General features: G+C 67.2%; 18 protein-coding genes and 1 pseudogene. 13 read left to right on the top strand and 6 right to left on the bottom strand.

Annotation, left to right across the window (positions count from 1 at the left end; translation table 11 throughout):
- Positions 1–5: 5 nt before the first annotated feature.
- The 6 genes from HMPREF2990_RS05510 (at position 6) to HMPREF2990_RS05485 (ending at position 4976) form a co-directional block, all read left to right on the top strand.
- Positions 6–1634 carry an ABC transporter family substrate-binding protein gene (locus HMPREF2990_RS05510; RefSeq protein WP_070763059.1) on the top strand — a complete coding sequence of 543 codons (1629 nt, stop codon included), beginning with the start codon at positions 6–8 and terminating at the stop codon, positions 1632–1634.
- 53 nt (positions 1635–1687) lie between these two features.
- A complete protein-coding gene (gene mshB / locus HMPREF2990_RS05505; protein ID WP_070763162.1) occupies positions 1688–2530 on the top strand; it encodes an N-acetyl-1-D-myo-inositol-2-amino-2-deoxy-alpha-D-glucopyranoside deacetylase in 843 nt (280 codons plus the stop codon).
- Positions 2527–2907: a hypothetical protein gene (locus HMPREF2990_RS05500; protein WP_070763057.1), complete on the top strand. Its 381-nt coding sequence runs from the start codon at positions 2527–2529 to the stop codon at positions 2905–2907. The genes mshB and HMPREF2990_RS05500 overlap by 4 nt, the downstream gene beginning before the upstream one ends.
- Positions 2908–2920: 13 nt before the next feature.
- Positions 2921–3244, top strand: a complete 324-nt coding sequence (gene fdxA, locus HMPREF2990_RS05495; protein ID WP_038589688.1) for a ferredoxin — start codon at positions 2921–2923, stop codon at positions 3242–3244.
- A 4-nt stretch (positions 3245–3248) separates the two neighbouring features.
- Positions 3249–4352 (top strand): succinyldiaminopimelate transaminase, encoded by a 1104-nt coding sequence (gene dapC / locus HMPREF2990_RS05490; RefSeq protein ID WP_070763055.1) that lies wholly within the window; start codon positions 3249–3251, stop codon positions 4350–4352.
- A gap of 72 nt (positions 4353–4424) precedes the next feature.
- On the top strand, positions 4425–4976 hold the full coding sequence (locus tag HMPREF2990_RS05485) for a GtrA family protein (protein WP_070763053.1): 552 nt from the start codon (positions 4425–4427) through the stop codon (positions 4974–4976).
- On the opposite strand, the gene HMPREF2990_RS05480 is transcribed toward HMPREF2990_RS05485, so the two are convergent.
- From HMPREF2990_RS05480 to HMPREF2990_RS05460, 5 genes and pseudogenes are all read right to left on the bottom strand, one after another.
- Positions 4965–5477 (bottom strand): GNAT family N-acetyltransferase, encoded by a 513-nt coding sequence (locus HMPREF2990_RS05480; RefSeq protein WP_070763052.1) that lies wholly within the window; start codon positions 5475–5477, stop codon positions 4965–4967. The genes HMPREF2990_RS05485 and HMPREF2990_RS05480 overlap by 12 nt on opposite strands.
- Positions 5467–6432: a 2,3,4,5-tetrahydropyridine-2,6-dicarboxylate N-succinyltransferase gene (gene dapD / locus HMPREF2990_RS05475; RefSeq protein ID WP_070763050.1), complete on the bottom strand. Its 966-nt coding sequence runs from the start codon at positions 6430–6432 to the stop codon at positions 5467–5469. Before dapD ends, HMPREF2990_RS05480 begins: the two co-directional genes overlap by 11 nt.
- A gap of 5 nt (positions 6433–6437) precedes the next feature.
- A pseudogene (locus HMPREF2990_RS05470) lies at positions 6438–7825 on the bottom strand (amino acid permease).
- Positions 7822–9264 carry an amino acid permease gene (locus tag HMPREF2990_RS05465; protein WP_083317025.1) on the bottom strand — a complete coding sequence of 481 codons (1443 nt, stop codon included), beginning with the start codon at positions 9262–9264 and terminating at the stop codon, positions 7822–7824. Before HMPREF2990_RS05465 ends, HMPREF2990_RS05470 begins: the two are co-directional and overlap by 4 nt.
- Positions 9265–9337: 73 nt before the next feature.
- A complete protein-coding gene (locus tag HMPREF2990_RS05460) occupies positions 9338–10282 on the bottom strand; it encodes a 2,3,4,5-tetrahydropyridine-2,6-dicarboxylate N-succinyltransferase (protein WP_141757807.1) in 945 nt (314 codons plus the stop codon).
- Positions 10283–10316: 34 nt separating this feature from the next.
- Here HMPREF2990_RS05460 and dapE point away from each other — a divergent pair, with 34 nt between their 5' ends.
- The 7 genes from dapE to HMPREF2990_RS05425 all read left to right on the top strand — a co-directional run bounded on the left by dapE (position 10317) and on the right by HMPREF2990_RS05425 (position 15438).
- Positions 10317–11420: a succinyl-diaminopimelate desuccinylase gene (gene dapE / locus HMPREF2990_RS05455; protein ID WP_070763046.1), complete on the top strand. Its 1104-nt coding sequence runs from the start codon at positions 10317–10319 to the stop codon at positions 11418–11420.
- 38 nt (positions 11421–11458) lie between these two features.
- Positions 11459–12268, top strand: coding sequence for an LOG family protein (locus tag HMPREF2990_RS05450; protein ID WP_070763044.1), 810 nt, complete (start codon positions 11459–11461; stop codon positions 12266–12268).
- Entirely contained in the window at positions 12255–13106 is an 852-nt protein-coding gene (gene folP / locus HMPREF2990_RS05445) for a dihydropteroate synthase (protein ID WP_246817452.1), read from the top strand. The genes HMPREF2990_RS05450 and folP overlap by 14 nt, the downstream gene beginning before the upstream one ends.
- Positions 13103–13858, top strand: coding sequence for a glucosyl-3-phosphoglycerate synthase (locus HMPREF2990_RS05440; RefSeq protein ID WP_070763040.1), 756 nt, complete (start codon positions 13103–13105; stop codon positions 13856–13858). Before folP ends, HMPREF2990_RS05440 begins: the two co-directional genes overlap by 4 nt.
- Positions 13859–13863: 5 nt before the next feature.
- Entirely contained in the window at positions 13864–14253 is a 390-nt protein-coding gene (locus HMPREF2990_RS13110; protein WP_070763038.1) for a hypothetical protein, read from the top strand.
- A 94-nt stretch (positions 14254–14347) separates the two neighbouring features.
- On the top strand, positions 14348–14518 hold the full coding sequence (locus tag HMPREF2990_RS05430) for a DUF3117 domain-containing protein (RefSeq protein WP_070763036.1): 171 nt from the start codon (positions 14348–14350) through the stop codon (positions 14516–14518).
- Between the two features lie 56 nt (positions 14519–14574).
- Complete coding sequence (locus HMPREF2990_RS05425) at positions 14575–15438, top strand: methyltransferase domain-containing protein (RefSeq protein ID WP_070763034.1); 864 nt, start codon at positions 14575–14577, stop codon at positions 15436–15438.
- A 64-nt stretch (positions 15439–15502) separates the two neighbouring features.
- On the opposite strand, the gene HMPREF2990_RS05420 is transcribed toward HMPREF2990_RS05425, so the two are convergent.
- Positions 15503–16948, bottom strand: a complete 1446-nt coding sequence (locus tag HMPREF2990_RS05420) for a GH32 C-terminal domain-containing protein (protein ID WP_070763032.1) — start codon at positions 16946–16948, stop codon at positions 15503–15505.
- Between the last annotated feature and the right edge of the window lie 14 nt (positions 16949–16962).

Raw genomic sequence — 16962 nt, 5'->3', positions numbered from 1 at the left:
GCTTCGTGCAGGGCCGATTGACCGCGCTGCTCGCCACCTGTGGCGCGCTGACGCTGCTCGCGGGCTGCGCGGCAAATCCTGGCCCGCCGCCGCTCGTCGACCCGGCGGAGGCCCCCGAGCACGAGCAACACGAGGACGCCGAGCAGGACCAGCCGCGCCAGCGCAACACCAGGGCGCCTGAGCGCTCCCAGGTCACCGTCGGCACGGACGGGCTGCGAGGCGGGCTCAACCCGCACTTGCAGTCGGATGAGTCGGCGATGGTGCGCAGCATCGCCAACCTCGTGCTGCCCAGCGCGTTTTTGGGTGGCGAGCGCAACGACGAGTTACTGAAGGCGGCAACCCGTCTGCCTTCCTCGCGTTACGCCATGACGGTGCGCTACGTCATCGCGCCTGAGGCGCAGTGGTCCGACGGCACCCCGATTACCGGCGCGGACTTCGTCTACCTGTGGCGCGGCATGACGCAGACCGCGGGTACGATCGATTCCGCAGGCTACGACGCGATAGTCGGCGTGCGGGTTACCGGCGCGGGCGGCAAGGTCGTCGACGTGGACTTCGCGCAGCCGGTGCGCACCTGGCAGACTCTGTTTTCCCACCTGTTGCCCTCGCACCTGTTGTCCCCGGACGCAAGCGATTTCCGCGCCGCACTCCGCGACACGATCCCGGCATCCGCAGGCCGCTACATGGTGCGCGAGGTGGACCGCGGCCGCGGCACGGTCACGCTCAATCGCAACGACCGTTTCTGGGGCACGTCCCCGGCGAACATCGACATCGTCACGCTGCAGGCGGTGCGCACCACCACGCAAGTCGCCGACCAGCTGCGCGTCGGCCAGCTCGGCTTCGTGGACAAAGCGCCGGAGGAGACCTCCTCGCGCGTGCTTGACCTCCTGCCAGCCACGCAAACACGCCTGGTCACCAGCCCGCGCACGCTCGGGGTGCACATCTCGGCCACCTCGGGGCTCACGCACGCGATGCGCGAGGAGCTGCGCATGCTTATCGACGTCCCCCTGCTCGCCGCCATCGGCACCGGCCGCTCCACCGACCTCGCGCTCGCGCCTGAAACCCCCGAACTTGCAGGTGAGCCGAAGGCGCTGCCGCAGTATGTGGCGGCGCACCGCCCGCTGCGCATCGGTGCGGATGCCTCTGACCCGGCGGCGTCGGCAGCCGCGCGCTCGCTCGCGGATATCCTGCAGCAGCGCGGAGTGCGCGCCAACGTGGTGACCACGGACACGGACTCGCTGCTTTCGCGCAGCTTGCCGGAGGGCAATATCGACCTGCTCGTGGGCTGGCGGTATGACGCGGGCACCGCAACGCAGCTGGCAGGGAGGCTGACTTGCCCGGCGGATGGGGCGCGCGACGAGAACATCGCCGGGCTGTGTACGCAGGAGAACCAGGCGCTCGCGGGGGCCATCCTCGCCGGCACCGTCGGTTTGGGGGAGGCGCGCCAGCGCGTCGCAGCGATGGAGCAGCGCGAGGTGCTGTGGGTGCCGATCGTGCGCGAGACGCGCATCCTGGCGCTGGGGGCCGCGCTGCAGGGACCGTCGCCGGATCTGCAACGATGGGACGAAGGGATTTCGGGCGCGGCGTCGTGGCGGCTGGTAGGGCCGCACCCCGCGGACCCGGATGTCGCCGAATAGAAGGAGCAACAGTGTCGAGTACAACGAACCGTGATCTGGTGGGCTACCGCGTGATGGCGGTGCATGCGCACCCGGACGATGAGGCGATCACCATGGGCGGGTCGCTGGCCGATCTGGTCGCCCGCGGTGCCGACGTGCTGGTGGTGACCTGCACGCTTGGCGAGGAGGGCGAGGTCATCGGCGAGCCCTACCAACAGCTCACCGTCGACCATGCCGACCAACTAGGCGGCTTCCGCATCCGCGAGCTGGCTGAGTCTTTGGCCGCGATCGGCGCGCGCGGCGCCTTCTTGGGCGGGGCGGGCTGCTACCGCGACAGTGGGATGGCGGGCTCGGCGGCGCATGAGCATCCGCGGGCGTTCGTGCGTGGGGGGCAGGGGAGCGTCGATAAGCTTGCGGAGCTCATGGCTGCGGAGCGGCCGCACCTGGTGCTGACCTACGACCCTGACGGCGGGTACGGGCACCCGGACCACATTCGGGCGCACGAGATCACGCACGCGGCGGCTGAGCGTGTCGGTGTGCCGCGCATTCTGTGGTCGGTGCGCTTGGCGGAGGAGACCGCGGCGCTGTTGCCGGAGGAAGCGCCGGAGGGCTGGCGGCTGCCGGAGGAGGGCGAGCTCGACGGGGTGGCACACTCGGATATCGCGATCCGGCTGTCCGAGCACGCCTACAGCGCCAAGGTCGCGGCGATGCGGGCGCACGCCACGCAACTGTGGATCGCTGACGGGCGCACAAGTGCCACGAACCCGCACGCGGTGATCGCGTCCGGCCCGGTGGTCTACTACGCGCTGTCGAATCTGATCGTGCAGCCGATCCAGCCCTACGAGCACTTCCAGCTCGGCGCTGGCGTGCCCATCGACGACCCGGCAGCCGGGCTGCTCGGAGGGATCACGCGGTGAGCGAGCCGGTGGTGCGCGATACCTTCACGCGCGGCGAGGCAGTAGGGGCGATGGTGTGGCTGAGCTTTGGCGCGCTGATCTCCCTGCTGCTGGAGGTGGTCTACCTCGGCGCCTACGTGGGTAGCGTGCCGATGCCGCTGACCATCCTGCTCGCCTTCGGCTTCAACATGGTGCTGACGAAGACGGCGCGGCTGTGGTCGCGCGGCGTGCTTTGGGTGTCCTGTGTGCCGCTTGCGGTGTGGACGCTGGGGTTTTTCGCGCTCATGTTCGTGCTCCCGCTCGCAGGCCCACACCTTGTGCCAGATAATATTCTGACGTTGCTCCTGCTGCTAGCCGGAATAATGGGTGGCGTTTGGCCGATGTTTCGGGCGAAGTGACATACTGGACGACATGACTTACGTGATTGCTCAACCATGCGTGGACGTGCTGGATCGCAGCTGCGTCGAGGAGTGCCCCGTCGACTGCATCTACGAAGGCAAGCGCATGCTCTACATCCACCCGGACGAGTGCGTCGACTGCGGCGCCTGCGAGCCGGCTTGCCCGGTCGAGGCCATCTTCTACGAGGACGACACCCCGGACGAGTGGGCCGAGTACTACGACGCCAACGTCGGCTTCTTTGACAAGCTGGGCTCCCCGGGCGGCGCGACCAAGACTGGCCCGACCGGCTACGACCACCCGTTTGTCGAGGCCCTGCCGCCGCAGAACCAGGACTAGGATCATGCCGGTGAATCCCAAGCGCCAGCCCCTCGGCTCACGCCTGCCGGAGTTCCCGTGGGACACGATCGCGGATGTGAAGGCAAAGGCGGCCGCGCACCCGGACGGGATCATCGACCTCTCGGTCGGCACGCCTGTCGACGAGGTCGCCCCGTCGATCCAGCTCGCACTCGTCGAGCACGCCGCCGAGCCCGGCTACCCGCAGACCGTGGGCACGCCGGAGCTGCGTGAGGCGATCGTGAGCGCGATGGCGCGTCGCTTTGCGGTCACCGGGCTCGACGAGCGCTCGGTGCTGCCGGTCATCGGCACGAAAGAGGCCATCGCGTGGCTGCCCACGCTTTTGGGGCTAGCCGGCCAAAAAGTGGTCATTCCGGAGCTTGCGTACCCCACCTACGAGGTCGGCGCGCTGCTCGCCGGGGCTGAGCCGGTGCGCTCGGATTCTCCCGTCGACGGGGCGGCGCTGGTATTCATCAACTCGCCGTCGAACCCCTCGGGCAAGGTCCTAAGCGCCGAGGAGATGCGCGCGTGGGTCGAGTTTTCCCGCGACACGGGCGCGATCATCGCCTCCGACGAGTGCTACCTCGGCCTGCCCTGGTCGGCCGAGCCGGTGAGCATCCTCGACCCGCGCGTGTGCGGCGAGGACATGACCAACCTGCTCGCGCTCCACTCGCTGTCGAAGACCTCGAACCTCGCGTCCTACCGCGCGGGCTGGATCGCCGGCGACACGGAGCTGGTCCAGGAGCTGCTGTTCGTGCGCAAGCACTCCGGCCTCATGGTCCCGGGCCCCGTTCAGCACGCCATGCGCGCCGCGCTTGTCGACGACGCCCACGAGAAACTCCAGGCAAGTACCTACGCCGCCCGCCGCGCGAAGCTTTTGAAGGCGCTGGTGGACAGCGGCTTTGCAGTCGACCACTCCGAGGCTGGCCTGTATCTGTGGTCGCGCCGCGAGGGGATGGATGCCCGCGAGACACTGGACTGGCTCGCCGAGCGCGGCATCCTCGCGGCCCCGGGCGACTTCTACGGCCCGGCGGGAGCCGGGCACGTGCGCATCGGGCTGACCGCGACCGACGAACGCATCGACGTCGCTGTCGCACGCCTTTCGGCGTAAAACTCCGTTTTCCTTCCACGGCTGACCGCGTACTAGACTAGGCAGGTTAGTTTTTCCAAGAAGGAGGCGTGCGTGCACGACTCGGATCCAGGCCGCGCGGCGCGGCTGGCCACCGGACTGCGCGAATTTTTCAAGTTCGGCGTGGTTGGCGGCTCCGGCGTGGTGGTCAACCTGCTCGTGTTCTACCTGGCCAAGAAGGCGCTGGAGGCGGGCTGGGACCTCCATGAGGCGGATGCGCTCGTAAGCATCCCCGGCACCCGCTTTAACGTGCGCTGGTACCACGCGCTGTCCACCATCGCGTTCGTGGTGGCCAATATCTGGAACTACCAGCTCAACCGTTCCTGGACGTTCCGCAAACTCGAGCAGCGCAACTGGTTCGCGGGTTTCTTCCCGTTCTTGGCCACTGGCGGCATCGCGTTTGCGGTCTCGCTGACGTTTATGACGCTGTTTATGAACCCGAACTCGCCGATCGCCCTGCCGGATCACCTGCTGGACGACTCGACGGGCCTGCGCACCAAGTCCTATTGGGCGCAGGGGCTTTCCACGCTGATCGCCACGCCGGTGAACTTCATCATCAACAAGGTCTGGGCTTTTAGGAAGCCGAAGGAGATCTCACCTGCGTGACCTGCGGTATTGCACGTGGCGACCGTGCTGACCTGCGAAGGAGTAGCCGTTGCTTTCCGCGACGTGGCGAGAGGCGGAGTTGCCCGGGAGCATTTCGATCTTGAGGGTTTCGGCCCCGCGAGCGAGGGCATGGTCGGTCACAAGGCGCACCGCGCGCGTCATCAATCCGCGCCCGCGTGCCCACGGGGCAGTGTTATACCCGAAGTTCGCTGCGCCATCTGGTTCGAGGCGCAGCTCGATGTTCCCCGCGTAGCGGGCGTTAACCACCAGCGCCCAGCGAAACACGCCATCCGGAACGCTCCCGAGGAAGTCGTCGAGCATTTCCTCAGTGAACGGGGAGGGGACGGTGGTCCACGCAACCATGCGGTCATCGGTAGACGCGGCGAAAAGGTCGTCACGCACACCCGGGATGGTGCGGACAGCAGACCACGGCACAAGGGTAAGGCCGCCGTCGACGAGTACGTCGTCGCGCGGCGGCCACCAGGAAGCGCTAGTTGGCATGCAGGGCTTCGTTGAGCTCGATACCCTTGGCTGCCACGACCTCGATCGCGCCGGAGGTGGAGTTGCGACGGAACTGCAGGCCGTTCGCACCGGAGAGCTCCAGCGCCTTGATCTCGGTGCCTGCTTCCTTGCCGAGCGCCTCGGCGACCTCGGCGGTGAGTACCACCTTGGCACCGGCGGTGACGTAGAGGCCGGCTTCGACCACGCAGTCGTCGCCAAGCGAGATGCCAATGCCCGCGTTCGCGCCGAGCAGGCAGCGCTCGCCCAGGGTGATGGTCTCCTTGCCGCCGCCTGACAGGGTGCCCATGATGGAGGCGCCGCCGCCGATGTCGGTGCCGTCGCCCACAGTCACGCCGGCGGAGATGCGGCCCTCGACCATGGAGGCACCCAGGGTGCCGGCGTTGAAGTTCACGAAGCCCTCGTGCATCACGGTGGTGCCCTCCGCGAGGTGGGCACCGAGACGGATGCGGTCCGCGTCGCCGATGCGCACGCCGGAGGGGACGACGTAGTCGACCATGCGGGGGAACTTGTCCACGGAGTACACGATGACCGGGCCGCGGGCGGCGAGGCGGCCGCGCGTCATCTGGAAGTCGGAGACCTCGCAGGGTCCGTAGTTGGTCCACACGACGTTTGCCAGCAGACCGAAGACGCCGTCCATGTTCGCGCCGTGGGGCTTGATCAGGCGGTGGGAGAGCAGGTGGAGGCGCAGGTAGACGTCGTAGGCGTCGATCGCGGGCTCGGAAATATCAGCGATCGCAGTCTCAACCGGGATACGCGCGACGCCGCGCTCCTCGTCGGGGCCGACGAGGTGGGCGAAGCGGGCGTCGGCCTCTTCCAAGCGGGTCGTGCCGCTTGCAGAGACCGCCTCGCCCAGCTTCGGGGCGGGGTACCAGACATCGAGGACAGTGCCGTCATGAGTAACCGTGGCAATTCCACGTGCAATCGCTGAAGTCATGCCTGCTAGCTTAGATCATCCTGCGCGGTTACTGGTGCCTTGCCCCGAGTGAACAGGGACGCGACAACAAGTGCTGCGGAAACGATGAAAACGGCGAGGATCTGGCCGCGGGCGGAGGCGTCGATAAGCATGAGCCCCACGAGCGCAAGCAGCGCGACGAGGGTGGCCCACGGCACGAACATGCCGCCCTGGACCTCGACGGCCGAGTGGCCCTCGCCGGCGCGCATCTCCGGGCGCAGGCGGATGTAGCTCAGCGTGATCATGATCCAGGTGACGATCAGGCAGCCGCCGACGGCGTTCATGAGGAAGCTGAGCAGCCCTGGCGGGTTCCACCATTGCAGGCCCACGGCGACGAACGCGAAGAACATGGAGACGAGCACGGAGTTGGTCGGCACGCCGTTGGCGTTGGTTTTGGCCAGCCACCTGGGCGCGTCGCCCTCGAGCGCCTGCTGGTAGGCCAGCCGCGAGGTGCCGAAGATCTGCGCGTTGAACGCGGAGAGCAGCGCGAGCACGATGACGACTTCCATGAAGCCGACCACGCCCGGCAGGTTCGCCATTTCGAGCACCTGGGTGAACGGCGAGTCGGCGGCGGAGTCGGCGGCGTCGATCTGCGCGTAGGGGAGCAGGAGGATAATCACGACGACGGAACCGACGTAGAACAGCGCGATGCGCCAGATGATCGAGTTGACCGCGTTCTTCACCGCCTGGGCCGGGTTTTCGGACTCCGCGGCGGCGATCGTGACGACCTCGATGCCGCCGAAAGCGAAGGCAACGGCGAGCAGGCCAGCGGCGATGCCCGGGATGCCGTTGGGGGCGAAGCCGGATTCTTGCACGTGAGTCAGGCCGATGAAGTCGTGGCCGGGCAGCAGCCCCAGGAACAGCGCGGCGCCGATGACCAAAAGCCCATGATCACCACGATCTTGATCATGGCGAACCAGTACTCAAACTCGCCGAAGCCCTTGACCTGCGCGAGGTTGACCACGGCGAAGAAGACGACTGCCGCCAGTGCCGGGATCCACTGCGGGATATCGAACCAGCCGGCCATAATCGCTGCGGCACCAGTGATCTCCGCGCCGCCGACCATGATGAGCAAGAACCAATAGAGCCAGCCTAAAAGGAAGCCCGCCCAGTGGCCGAAGGCCTGGCGGCCGTAGGTGGCGAAGGAGCCGGACGAGGGGCGGGTGGCGGCCATCTCGCCGAGCATGCGCATCACGGCGATGACGATGAGCCCGGCGATGAAGTAGGCCACCAGGATGGCCGGGCCCGCGGCGCGGATGCCTTCGCCCACGCCGAGGAAGAGGCCGGCGCCGACCGCCATGCCCAGCCCCATCAGGGTGAGGTGGCGGGATTTGAGTCCAGTACCGAGCTCTGAGTCTGCGGTGGCAGTGGTCATCGAATGTTCCTTTCTGCGGCTTGCGCGGCGCGAGTACTGAAGGCGTCGGTGCGCGTCCACAGCACACCGGCGATGACCGCGATGCCGACGACGACGGCGACGGCGATGAGCTGCGTGCGACCGTCGGGTGTGGTGAGCATGAGCAGGACGAGCGCCGCGGCAAGCGCGATAGTCGCCCACGGCAGCACGCCGGGTGCCCACATGCGCACGTGGGTGAGCTCGCCGGAAGCAGCCAAGCGCGGGTGCAGGCGGATAAAGGAGAAGCTAATGGCGAACCAGATGACGATCAGGCAGCCGCCCACGGCGTTGAGCAGGAAGGCGAGCAGGCCTGGCGGGTTCCAGTACTGCAGCGCGACGGCGACAAAACCGAAGAAGACCGAGACGATCACGGCGCGCATGGGCACGCCGCGGGAATCGGTTTCGGCAAACGTCTGCGGGGCGTCGGCACGCAGCGCCAGGTTGTGCAGGAAGCGCGAGGAGCCGTAGATCTGCGTATTGCACGCGGACAGAAGTGCCACCACGATGACGGCCTCCATGATGCCGACCGCGCCCGGGATGTTGGCTAGGTGCAGCACGGCGGTAAAGGGGGATTCGGAGGCGTCGTCGGCGCCGCCGATCTGACCAAAGGGCAGCAGCATGACGATGAGCAGCACGGAGCCGATGTAGAAGATGCCGATGCGCCAGATGATCGAGCGGATCGCCGCGTGGACGGCAACCTCAGGATCCTCGGATTCGGCGGCGGCGATGGTGACCAGCTCGATGCCGCCGAAGGCGAAGGCGACGGCAAGCATCGCGGTGGCCACGCCACCCCAGCCATTGGGCATGAAGCCGACCTCGGCGATGTTGCTCATCCCGACGAAGCTCGTACCCGGGAGCAGCCCCAGCCACAGCGCGACGCCGAGCACGAGGAAAGCGATGATGACGGCGACCTTGATCAGCGCGAACCAGAATTCGAACTCGCCGAAGTTCTTCACTGCGGCGAAGTTGATCGCGGTGAAGGCCACGATGGCGATCAGCGCCGGGATCCACGGGGAGATGCTGAACCACGCGGCGATGATGGCGGATGCGCCGGTGATCTCTACCGCCATGATCATGATCATCATGAACCAATAGAGCCAGCCGATGGCAAAGCCCGCCCAGGGGCCGAAGGCCTGCTCGGCGTAGGTGGAGAAGGTGCCGGACGAGGGGCGCGCGGCGACCATCTCGGCGAGCATCTGCATGATGCACACGGTGATCGCGCCCGCAATCAGGTAGGCGATAAGGACGGCGGGGCCTGCGGCGGCAATGCCCACGCCGGTGCCGAGGAAGAGCCCGGCGCCGATCGCGGAGCCGAGCCCCATCATGGTCAGGTGGCGGGTTTTCAGGCCCCGCTTGAGCGAGACGGAGGCCGAAGTTGGCGCGATGACCGGCGCCGCCCCCTGGGAATCCTGTGAAGACATGGTCTTACTCTAAACCGTCGCCTTCCGCCGGGCCTTCATGAGGCCCACGTCACCCCAGCTCGCCGGCTGAATGCTAATCCACTGGTTGCTGCTCGCGCACAACGGGGCAGTTGGAGAAGGCCTCGCGCTTGATCGACAGGTTGCTCTGCCCGGAGATTTCGCGGGCCGGGATCTCGCGGTCAGTCCGCGCGTCGTAGACCACGGACTCGCTTTCCAGCATGACGTTGACGCCGACGGTGCAGTTATCACCCAGATCCACGCCGAAAAGCCCGGAGGAGGGGTGCATCGTGCAGTGCTTACCGACGCGCATCGGCGCCCGATCTCGCTCGCCCGAGTGGGAAGCCATGAGCACCGCCGAGAGCGAAATGTTCGAGCCCTCGCCGACCACCACGGCCGAGGAGAGCCGCCCCTCGATCCTTGCTGGGCCGAGCGTGCCCGCGTTGTAGGAGACGTAGCCTTCGCGCAGCACGGAGGTGCCCGGCGCGAGGTAGGCACCCAGGCGTACGCGCTCGGCCTGGGCGATGGACACGCCGGTGGGGACGACGTAGTCCACCATGCGCGGTAGGCGCTCGATGCCCCAGACGTGGATGGTGCCGCGGGAGCGCAGGTTGGTGCGCACGAACTCGAAGTTGTCGCTTAAGCACGGCCCCTTGTTCGTCCACACCACGGGCACGAGGTGCTCGAGGCAGTGGTCCATGTTGATCTCGAGCGGCTTGACCAGCCGGTGGGAGAGCAGGTGCAGGCGCAGGTAGACGTCGTGGGCGTCGACCGGTGGCTGGGCGAGGTCGGGGATGTAGGTGTGGATGGGCACCTGCTCGACGAGGCGGTCGCGGTCGAGGCCGACGAGGTTTAAGAAGCGGTCGGAGAGCTTGTGCGCGCCGACGCGCTCGCTGCGGGCGGTGGGGGCGGGGTCGTGCGTGGCGACGTCGATAAGCGCGGGGCTCGGGTACCACGTATCCAAGACCGTGCCATCCATGGCAATGTTGGCGATTCCGGTTGCTTCGGCTCCTATGGGCATATCGCCCATCTTAAGGGCTTCATGCCCCCGTAGGATGAACGGTGTGACTACGCTCAACCTTTTCGCAGACCCAGTAGATCTAACCGCCGCGCTCATTGACATCGAGTCGCCCTCGCACCACGAAGGCGAGATCGCCGATGCCGTCGAGGAAGCGCTCAACGCGCTTGAGGGTGTGGAGGTGCAGCGCTTCGGGCACACGGTGGTGGCGCGCACGCACTTTGGGCGTGAGCAGCGCGTGGTGCTCGCCGGGCACATCGACACTGTGCCACTGGCGGATAACACCCCGCACCGCTTCGAGGGTGACACGCTGTTTGGTTGCGGCGCGGTGGATATGAAAAGCGGTATGGCCTGCTACCTCGGCGCTTTCGCGCGCCTGGCCAGCCAGGGCGCAGACGGTCCGGCCGCGTTCGACCTCACGCTGATTGCTTACGAGGGCGAGGAGGTCGCCCAGGAATACAACGGGCTCTACCACCTCGAGCGCGACCACCCGGAGCTCCTCGCCGGCGATATTGCACTGCTCGGGGAGCCCTCCGGCGGCATTATCGAGGCCGGCTGCCAGGGCACCATCCGCGTGTTTGTCGACGCGCACGGCACACGCGCGCACTCCGCGCGCTCCTGGCTGGGGCATAACGCCGCCCACGACCTGGCCGGGGTGCTCTCCCGCGTCGCTGCGTACACGCCGCGGGCAGTGACGATCGCGGGCTGCGAGTACCGGGAGGGCCTCAACGTCGTCGGGCTGGAAGGCTTCGTGGCCACCAACACCATCCCGGATGAGGCGCGGCTGGTGATCAACTTCCGCTACGCCCCGGACCGTTCCGTGGAGGAGGCCAAGGCGCACCTGGAGGAGGCGCTTGCGCTGGAGGAAGGACTCACGCTGACGTACGACGATGTCGCGCCGGGCGCGCTGCCGGGCCTGGATGACCCGGTGGCGGCCAACCTGGTCAAGGCTGTCGGCGGGAACTTCCGCGCAAAGTTCGGATGGACGGATGTGTCCAGGTTCTCTAACCTGGGTGTTCCGGCCGTGAACTTCGGCCCAGGCGACCCCGGGTACGCGCACAAGAAGGACGAGCAGTGCCCGGTAGGCCAGATCCGCGAGGTAGCCGAGCAGCTGATGGACTACCTCGCTGTCGCCGACTAAAGCGTTCCCGTATCCGCAGTACCGAACAAGAAAAAGACATGGCACCGTTGAATTTCCCCCGCCCCGACCGCGACCGTAAACTGCGCGGCCCCATGATGCTGCGTAGCGATGAGAAGCAGCAGGCCTCCACCCACGACCGGCGGCTGCTCGAGTCGCTGGGCTCGACCGACCACGACTGGAAGCACGCCGACCCGTGGAGGGTCATGCGCATCCAGTCCGAGTTCGTCGCCGGTTTCGACGCGCTGAGCGAGCTGCCGAAGGCCGTGACGGTCTTCGGCTCCGCCCGGCTCGGCGAGGGCACCCCGGAGTACCAGCAGTCCTACGACGTGGGCAAAGCGCTGGTGGAGGCCGGTTACGCCGTGATCACCGGCGGCGGGCCCGGCCTGATGGAGGGGCCCAACCGCGGCGCCCACAACGCCGACGGGATCTCGGTGGGCCTGGGCATCGAGCTGCCCTTCGAACAGGGGCTGAACGACTGGGTCGATCTGGGCCTGAACTTCCGCTACTTCTTTGCGCGCAAAACCATGTTCCTGAAGTACTCGCAGGCGTTCATCGCGCTGCCTGGCGGCTTCGGCACGATGGACGAGGTCTTCGAGGTGCTGTGCATGGTGCAGACCAAGAAGGTAACCAACTTCCCGATCGTGCTCATCGGCACCGAGTTCTGGTCCGGCCTGGTGGATTGGATGGTGGATCAGCAGCTTGCGCGCGGGCTCATTTCGCCTGGTGACGAGAAGCTGTTCCTGGTCACCGACTCGGTGGAGGAGGCGGTGGCGCATATTGTCGAAAAGCATAAGGTCATGACCGACGAGCGCCTCGGCACGCAGCAGGACCTCCATGGCGAGAAATAGCGCCACTGGCCTCGCGCAGGTGATGGCGATTGTCAACCGCACGCCCGATTCTTTCTACGACAAGGGCGCGACCTTTGCCATCGAGAAGGCCGCTGAGCGCGCCGATGCCGTGATTGCGGCGGGCGCGAGCATTGTCGACGTCGGCGGGGTCAAGGCTGGCCCCGGCGACGACGTCGACGCGCGCGAGGAGATCGGCCGCGTCGTCCCACTCATCGCCGAGGTGCGGGCCCGGCACCCGGAAGTATCAATCAGCGTGGATACGTGGCGCGCGGGCGTGGCGGAGGCCGCGATCAACGCGGGCGCGGACCTGATCAACGACACGTGGGCTGGCTGGGACCCCGAGCTCGTGGAGGTCGCCGGTGCCCACGGCGTGGGCTACGTCTGCTCGCACACTGGCGGGGTAGTGCCGCGCACCCGCCCGCATCGCGTGCACTTTGACGACGTGGTCGCAGACGTGATCCGGGAGACGACCGAGCTGGCCGAACGCGCCGTGGACTGCGGGGTGCCCGCTGACAAGGTCTTTGTCGACCCGACTCACGACTTTGGCAAGAACACCTTCCACGGGCTGGAAATTCTGCGCCGCATCGACGAACTCGTCGCTACCGGCTGGCCGGTGCTCATGGCGCTGTCGAACAAGGACTTCGTCGGCGAGACCGTCGGGCGCGCCGACCCCGCCGAGCGGGTTGCGGGCACACTCGCTGCGACCGCGTGGGCGGCGGCGCGCGGGGTGGCTGCGTTCCGCGTTCACAACGTTGCGGAAACCGTCGATGTGCTGCGCATGACCGCGGCGATCCAGGGTACGGTGCCGCCGCTAAACACAGTGCGGGGGCTCGCGTGACCGAGTACAAGGTCAGTGTGGTCATCCCGGCGCTCAACGAGGAAGCCACAGTCGGCGACGTCGTGCAGACGTGCCTGCGCAGCGAGTGCGTCGCGCAGGCGGGCGAGGTGCTCGTCATCGACTCGGATTCCACCGACGCCACCGCGGCGCGCGCAGCCGCCGCCGGGGCCCGCGTGGTCAACTGGCGCGACGTCGGCCCCCTGCCGCCCCGCCCGGGCAAGGGCGAGGCCCTGTGGCGCGGGGTGCGCGCCGCCCGCGGCGAAGTCGTGGTCTTTATCGACGCCGACGTCACCTCCATCCAGCCCGCATGGGTCGATGCACTCGCCGCCCCCTTCGCCTCGCCCGACATTCACCTGGTCAAAGCCGCCTACCGACGCGAACTCAACGGCGGACCCGGCGGTGGCCGCGTCACCGAACTGACCGCGAAACCGCTGCTTCACCTCCTTTTCCCGCAGTTCGGCCACATCAGCCAGCCACTCGCCGGCGAGTACGCCATCCGCCGCGACACCGCACTGCGCGTCCCGTTTGTCGCCGGCTACGGCGTCGAAGTGGGCCTGCTTATCGACGTCGCCGCGACCCACGGCCCCGCCGCCATCACCGAAGCCCGTTTAAGTGCCCGCCGACACCGCAACCGCCCGCTGGCAGAGCTTGCGCCGATGGCTGAGGTCGTCGCCGCGACGATCATGCAGCGCGCCGGGGTGGGGGATACGGCGGTGCCACAGCGACCGGCCTGGGTTGAGACGATAGAATAGCGGCCATGCTCTCTTGGATTGTCCTGATTCTCTGCCTGGCCGCCTGCTTTACGCTGGGGATGTGGCTGTCGGCGAAAATTTTCGGCCGCGGCGAGGCCCTGCCCCCGATGCCGGAGACCGACGACGTCAAGGAAGCGAACCGCCGCGCGGTGGAAGACGGCAACTTCGGCGAGATCCAGCTGGAGGTCGTCCACCGTGGCTACCGGATGGATCAGGTCGACGCGCTCATCGCGCAGCTGACCGGCCAGGAGGAGACTGCCACGGGCGCGCGCAATCCGCAGCGGGTTGAGGCGCACTCGCTGACCGAGGGCGTGACCTTAGACGGCTTCGATGGGGAGGCACCAACGACCACCGAGGCGGAAAGTTTTGCCGCCAAACCTGAGGATCGCGCATAGTTACCTGCGGATATACTGCAGGAACACGCTATCGTCGGGCAAAAGCGCGTATCATGTACTTCATACATTGTTGAGTCTGAAGGAGAGAATACGCATGGCAGCAATGAAGCCGCGCACTGGTAGCGGTCCGATGGAAGCTGTAGAAGAGAGCCGCAAGATTGTGATGCGCATTCCATCCGACGGCGGCGGGCGCCTCGTCGTGGAGATGAGCAAGGAAGAGGCAGCCGAGCTCGGTGCCCTTCTCACCGAGGCGGCAGGCGAATAAGCCAGGCTCCACCCTACAACTGCTGGGACGGCCGCCAAGTACGGTAGGATTTCCACATGCTCAAAGACATTGTGGACGTGCTTGCGGACCCGGTAGACCTTTCCCCGTTACGCGGCGAGGACGACTTTGCGCGCCTCGTCTCGGAAACGGGGCATTCTTATGACGTGGCCAAACAGGGCTACGTCACCCTCGCCAGCGGCAAGGGGCTCAACCACGAAGGCGATTCGCTGGAGATGGTCAACTCCCGCGAAGCCTTCCTGGCGCAGGGCCACTTTGCGCCCTTCGTCGAGTCGGTCACCGAGCACGTCCAGGACGTGCTCGAACACAGCGCCCCGCTTGCGGCTGACCCGACCGTCCTCGAGGTCGGCGCGGGCACCGGCTACTACCTGGCGCACACGCTGGACAGCATCGTCGGCGCGCGCGGCGTGGGCCTGGACATTTCGGTCCCGGCCGCGAAGCACCTGGCCAAGTCGCACCCGCGCGTCGGCGCGATCGTCGCGGACGTGTGGGCCGGCCTGCCGGTGCGCGACGAGAGCATCCACGCGATTACCGACGTGTTCGCGCCCCGCAACCCAGCAGAGTTCGCCCGCGTACTCGCCCCGGGTGGGGAAGTGGTGGTGCTGCTGGCGCACGAGGGCCACCTGGACGAGCTGCGCGAGCCGCTCGGCATCCTCGGTGTCGAGGCGGGCAAGCTTGAGCGGATGCTGGAGCAGGCGCAGGGACACCTGGAGCTGGCCGCTGACCCGCAGCTGATCGAGTTCCCGATGCGCTTGGAGCGCGACGCGATCGCCGCACAGGTGGGCATGAGCCCCTCGGCGCGCCACATTGAAGCGGACGTGCTGCAGGAGCGCGTGGCGACGCTGCCTTCGCACCTGGAAGTCTCCGCGCGCGGCCAGTTGGTGCGCCTGCGGAAGGCCTAAACACAGTAGAAAGGGCCAGGCCGGGAAACCCGGTCTGGCCCTTTTACCTTTTATAGCTGCGTCCCTAGCGGGCGCTGGGGAAGCCGCGGCGCCACTCGTTGAAGATCTCCGCGTCACCCGTGACGCGCGAGCGGATGCCGGTGTAGCCGCTTTCGGACCAGATGCGCGAGGAGGTCACCACGCTGCCGCCACCGGCGAAGACCTCGAGGGTCGAGCCGTCGACGATGATGGTGATGTTGTCCTCGTCGTCCTCGTTAACCTTCGCCTCGACCGGGTCGCCATCAAGACGATCCACGGTGAGCGTCTCGCCGTTGTGCGTAATCACCGCGACGGGCTCCTCGTTGCCGTCGAGCACGTCCGCGACCACGGTCGAGCCGACCGGGATGTCGCACAGCGCGGTCCACATGAGTGCGTGGCGCGAGGACTGCACCGCCTCCGGCAGGCCGGGGGCGGGCACCTGGTAGAGCACGCCATGCTGCAGCGTGGCGCGGCGCGGCAGGGTAAGGGCCCGTGCCCAGCCCTCGGAGGACCAGTTCGGCTCCTCGGTGGGGTCGATGTTGCGCCCCGCCTTGGCCATGAACCCGAAGAAGTAGGTGCGTTCGAAGCGGTCCTGAGCGTTGGCAGGCTCCAGCGTGTACGTGGAGTTGCGGGGCCGGGTGAAGTCGTGGCCGTAGTCCAGCGGTGCCGCCGGGCTTGTCACCTTGAACACGTTGCCTTCCAGCTTGCCCACGAGGTAGACGGCGCGATCGCGCTCGGTGCCCTCGACGGTGAGGAAGAGCACGTCGTAGATCTCGTTGTCCACCTCGTCGCGCAGGCGGGTGATGCGCGGAGCGACCAGGCGGCCTGTGGTATCCAGTCCGGACTCGCCCTCAAAGGTCAGCGCGCCTTCGACCTTCCAGGCCTGCCCGTCGGAGGAGGTGAGTACCACCGGCTGCGGCGACTCGGTCGGGCCGGTCACCGCGAGCATGATCCAGCCGACGTGGGTGGCTCCGAGGTCTTTGCTCTCGCGCCAATCGCGCACCACGCACGGCGAACGGAAGCTGGTGAACTCCTCGTCGTCCTGGACCACAGCGCCCAGGCGCTTGACCCCAGCGGCGGGCAGCAGCCTGCCGTCCTCGGCTTCGTCGAGCTCGTCGGAAATTGCTGCCAGGTCATCGGCGTGTGCGCGCTGGATGGTGTTGCCCGCGGCCGTGTTGGAGGTGAAGTAGAGGTCGATCGCCTGGTTGCCATCGTTGTCCACCCCAGAATCCTCCGAGGCGACGACGGAGCCGGCGCGCACGTTGAGTTCGCCGCCGACCGGCACGATCGCGTCGTTGCATTCGAGCCAGCTAAACGGGTCGCCCTCGCTCACCTCGTGGCCCCACGCGCTCGCCGCATCGGGGTCGAGCTTGTACTGGTAGAACATGTGCCACTCGTGGTGCTCGCGGTCGCCGGCGCGGATCACGCCCGCCGGACCTTCGAGGATGCCGCGCTCGGCGGTGACGTGCAGTTCAGGTCTGTAAACGCTCATACTTAGTTCAAGTT

The sequence above is a fragment of the Corynebacterium sp. HMSC071B10 genome (assembly GCF_001814825.1).
In the GTDB taxonomy this organism is placed as follows: Bacteria; Actinomycetota; Actinomycetes; order Mycobacteriales; family Mycobacteriaceae; genus Corynebacterium.
Note: the sequence above shows the minus strand (reverse complement) of the source record. Positions and strands in the feature narration are given on the sequence as shown.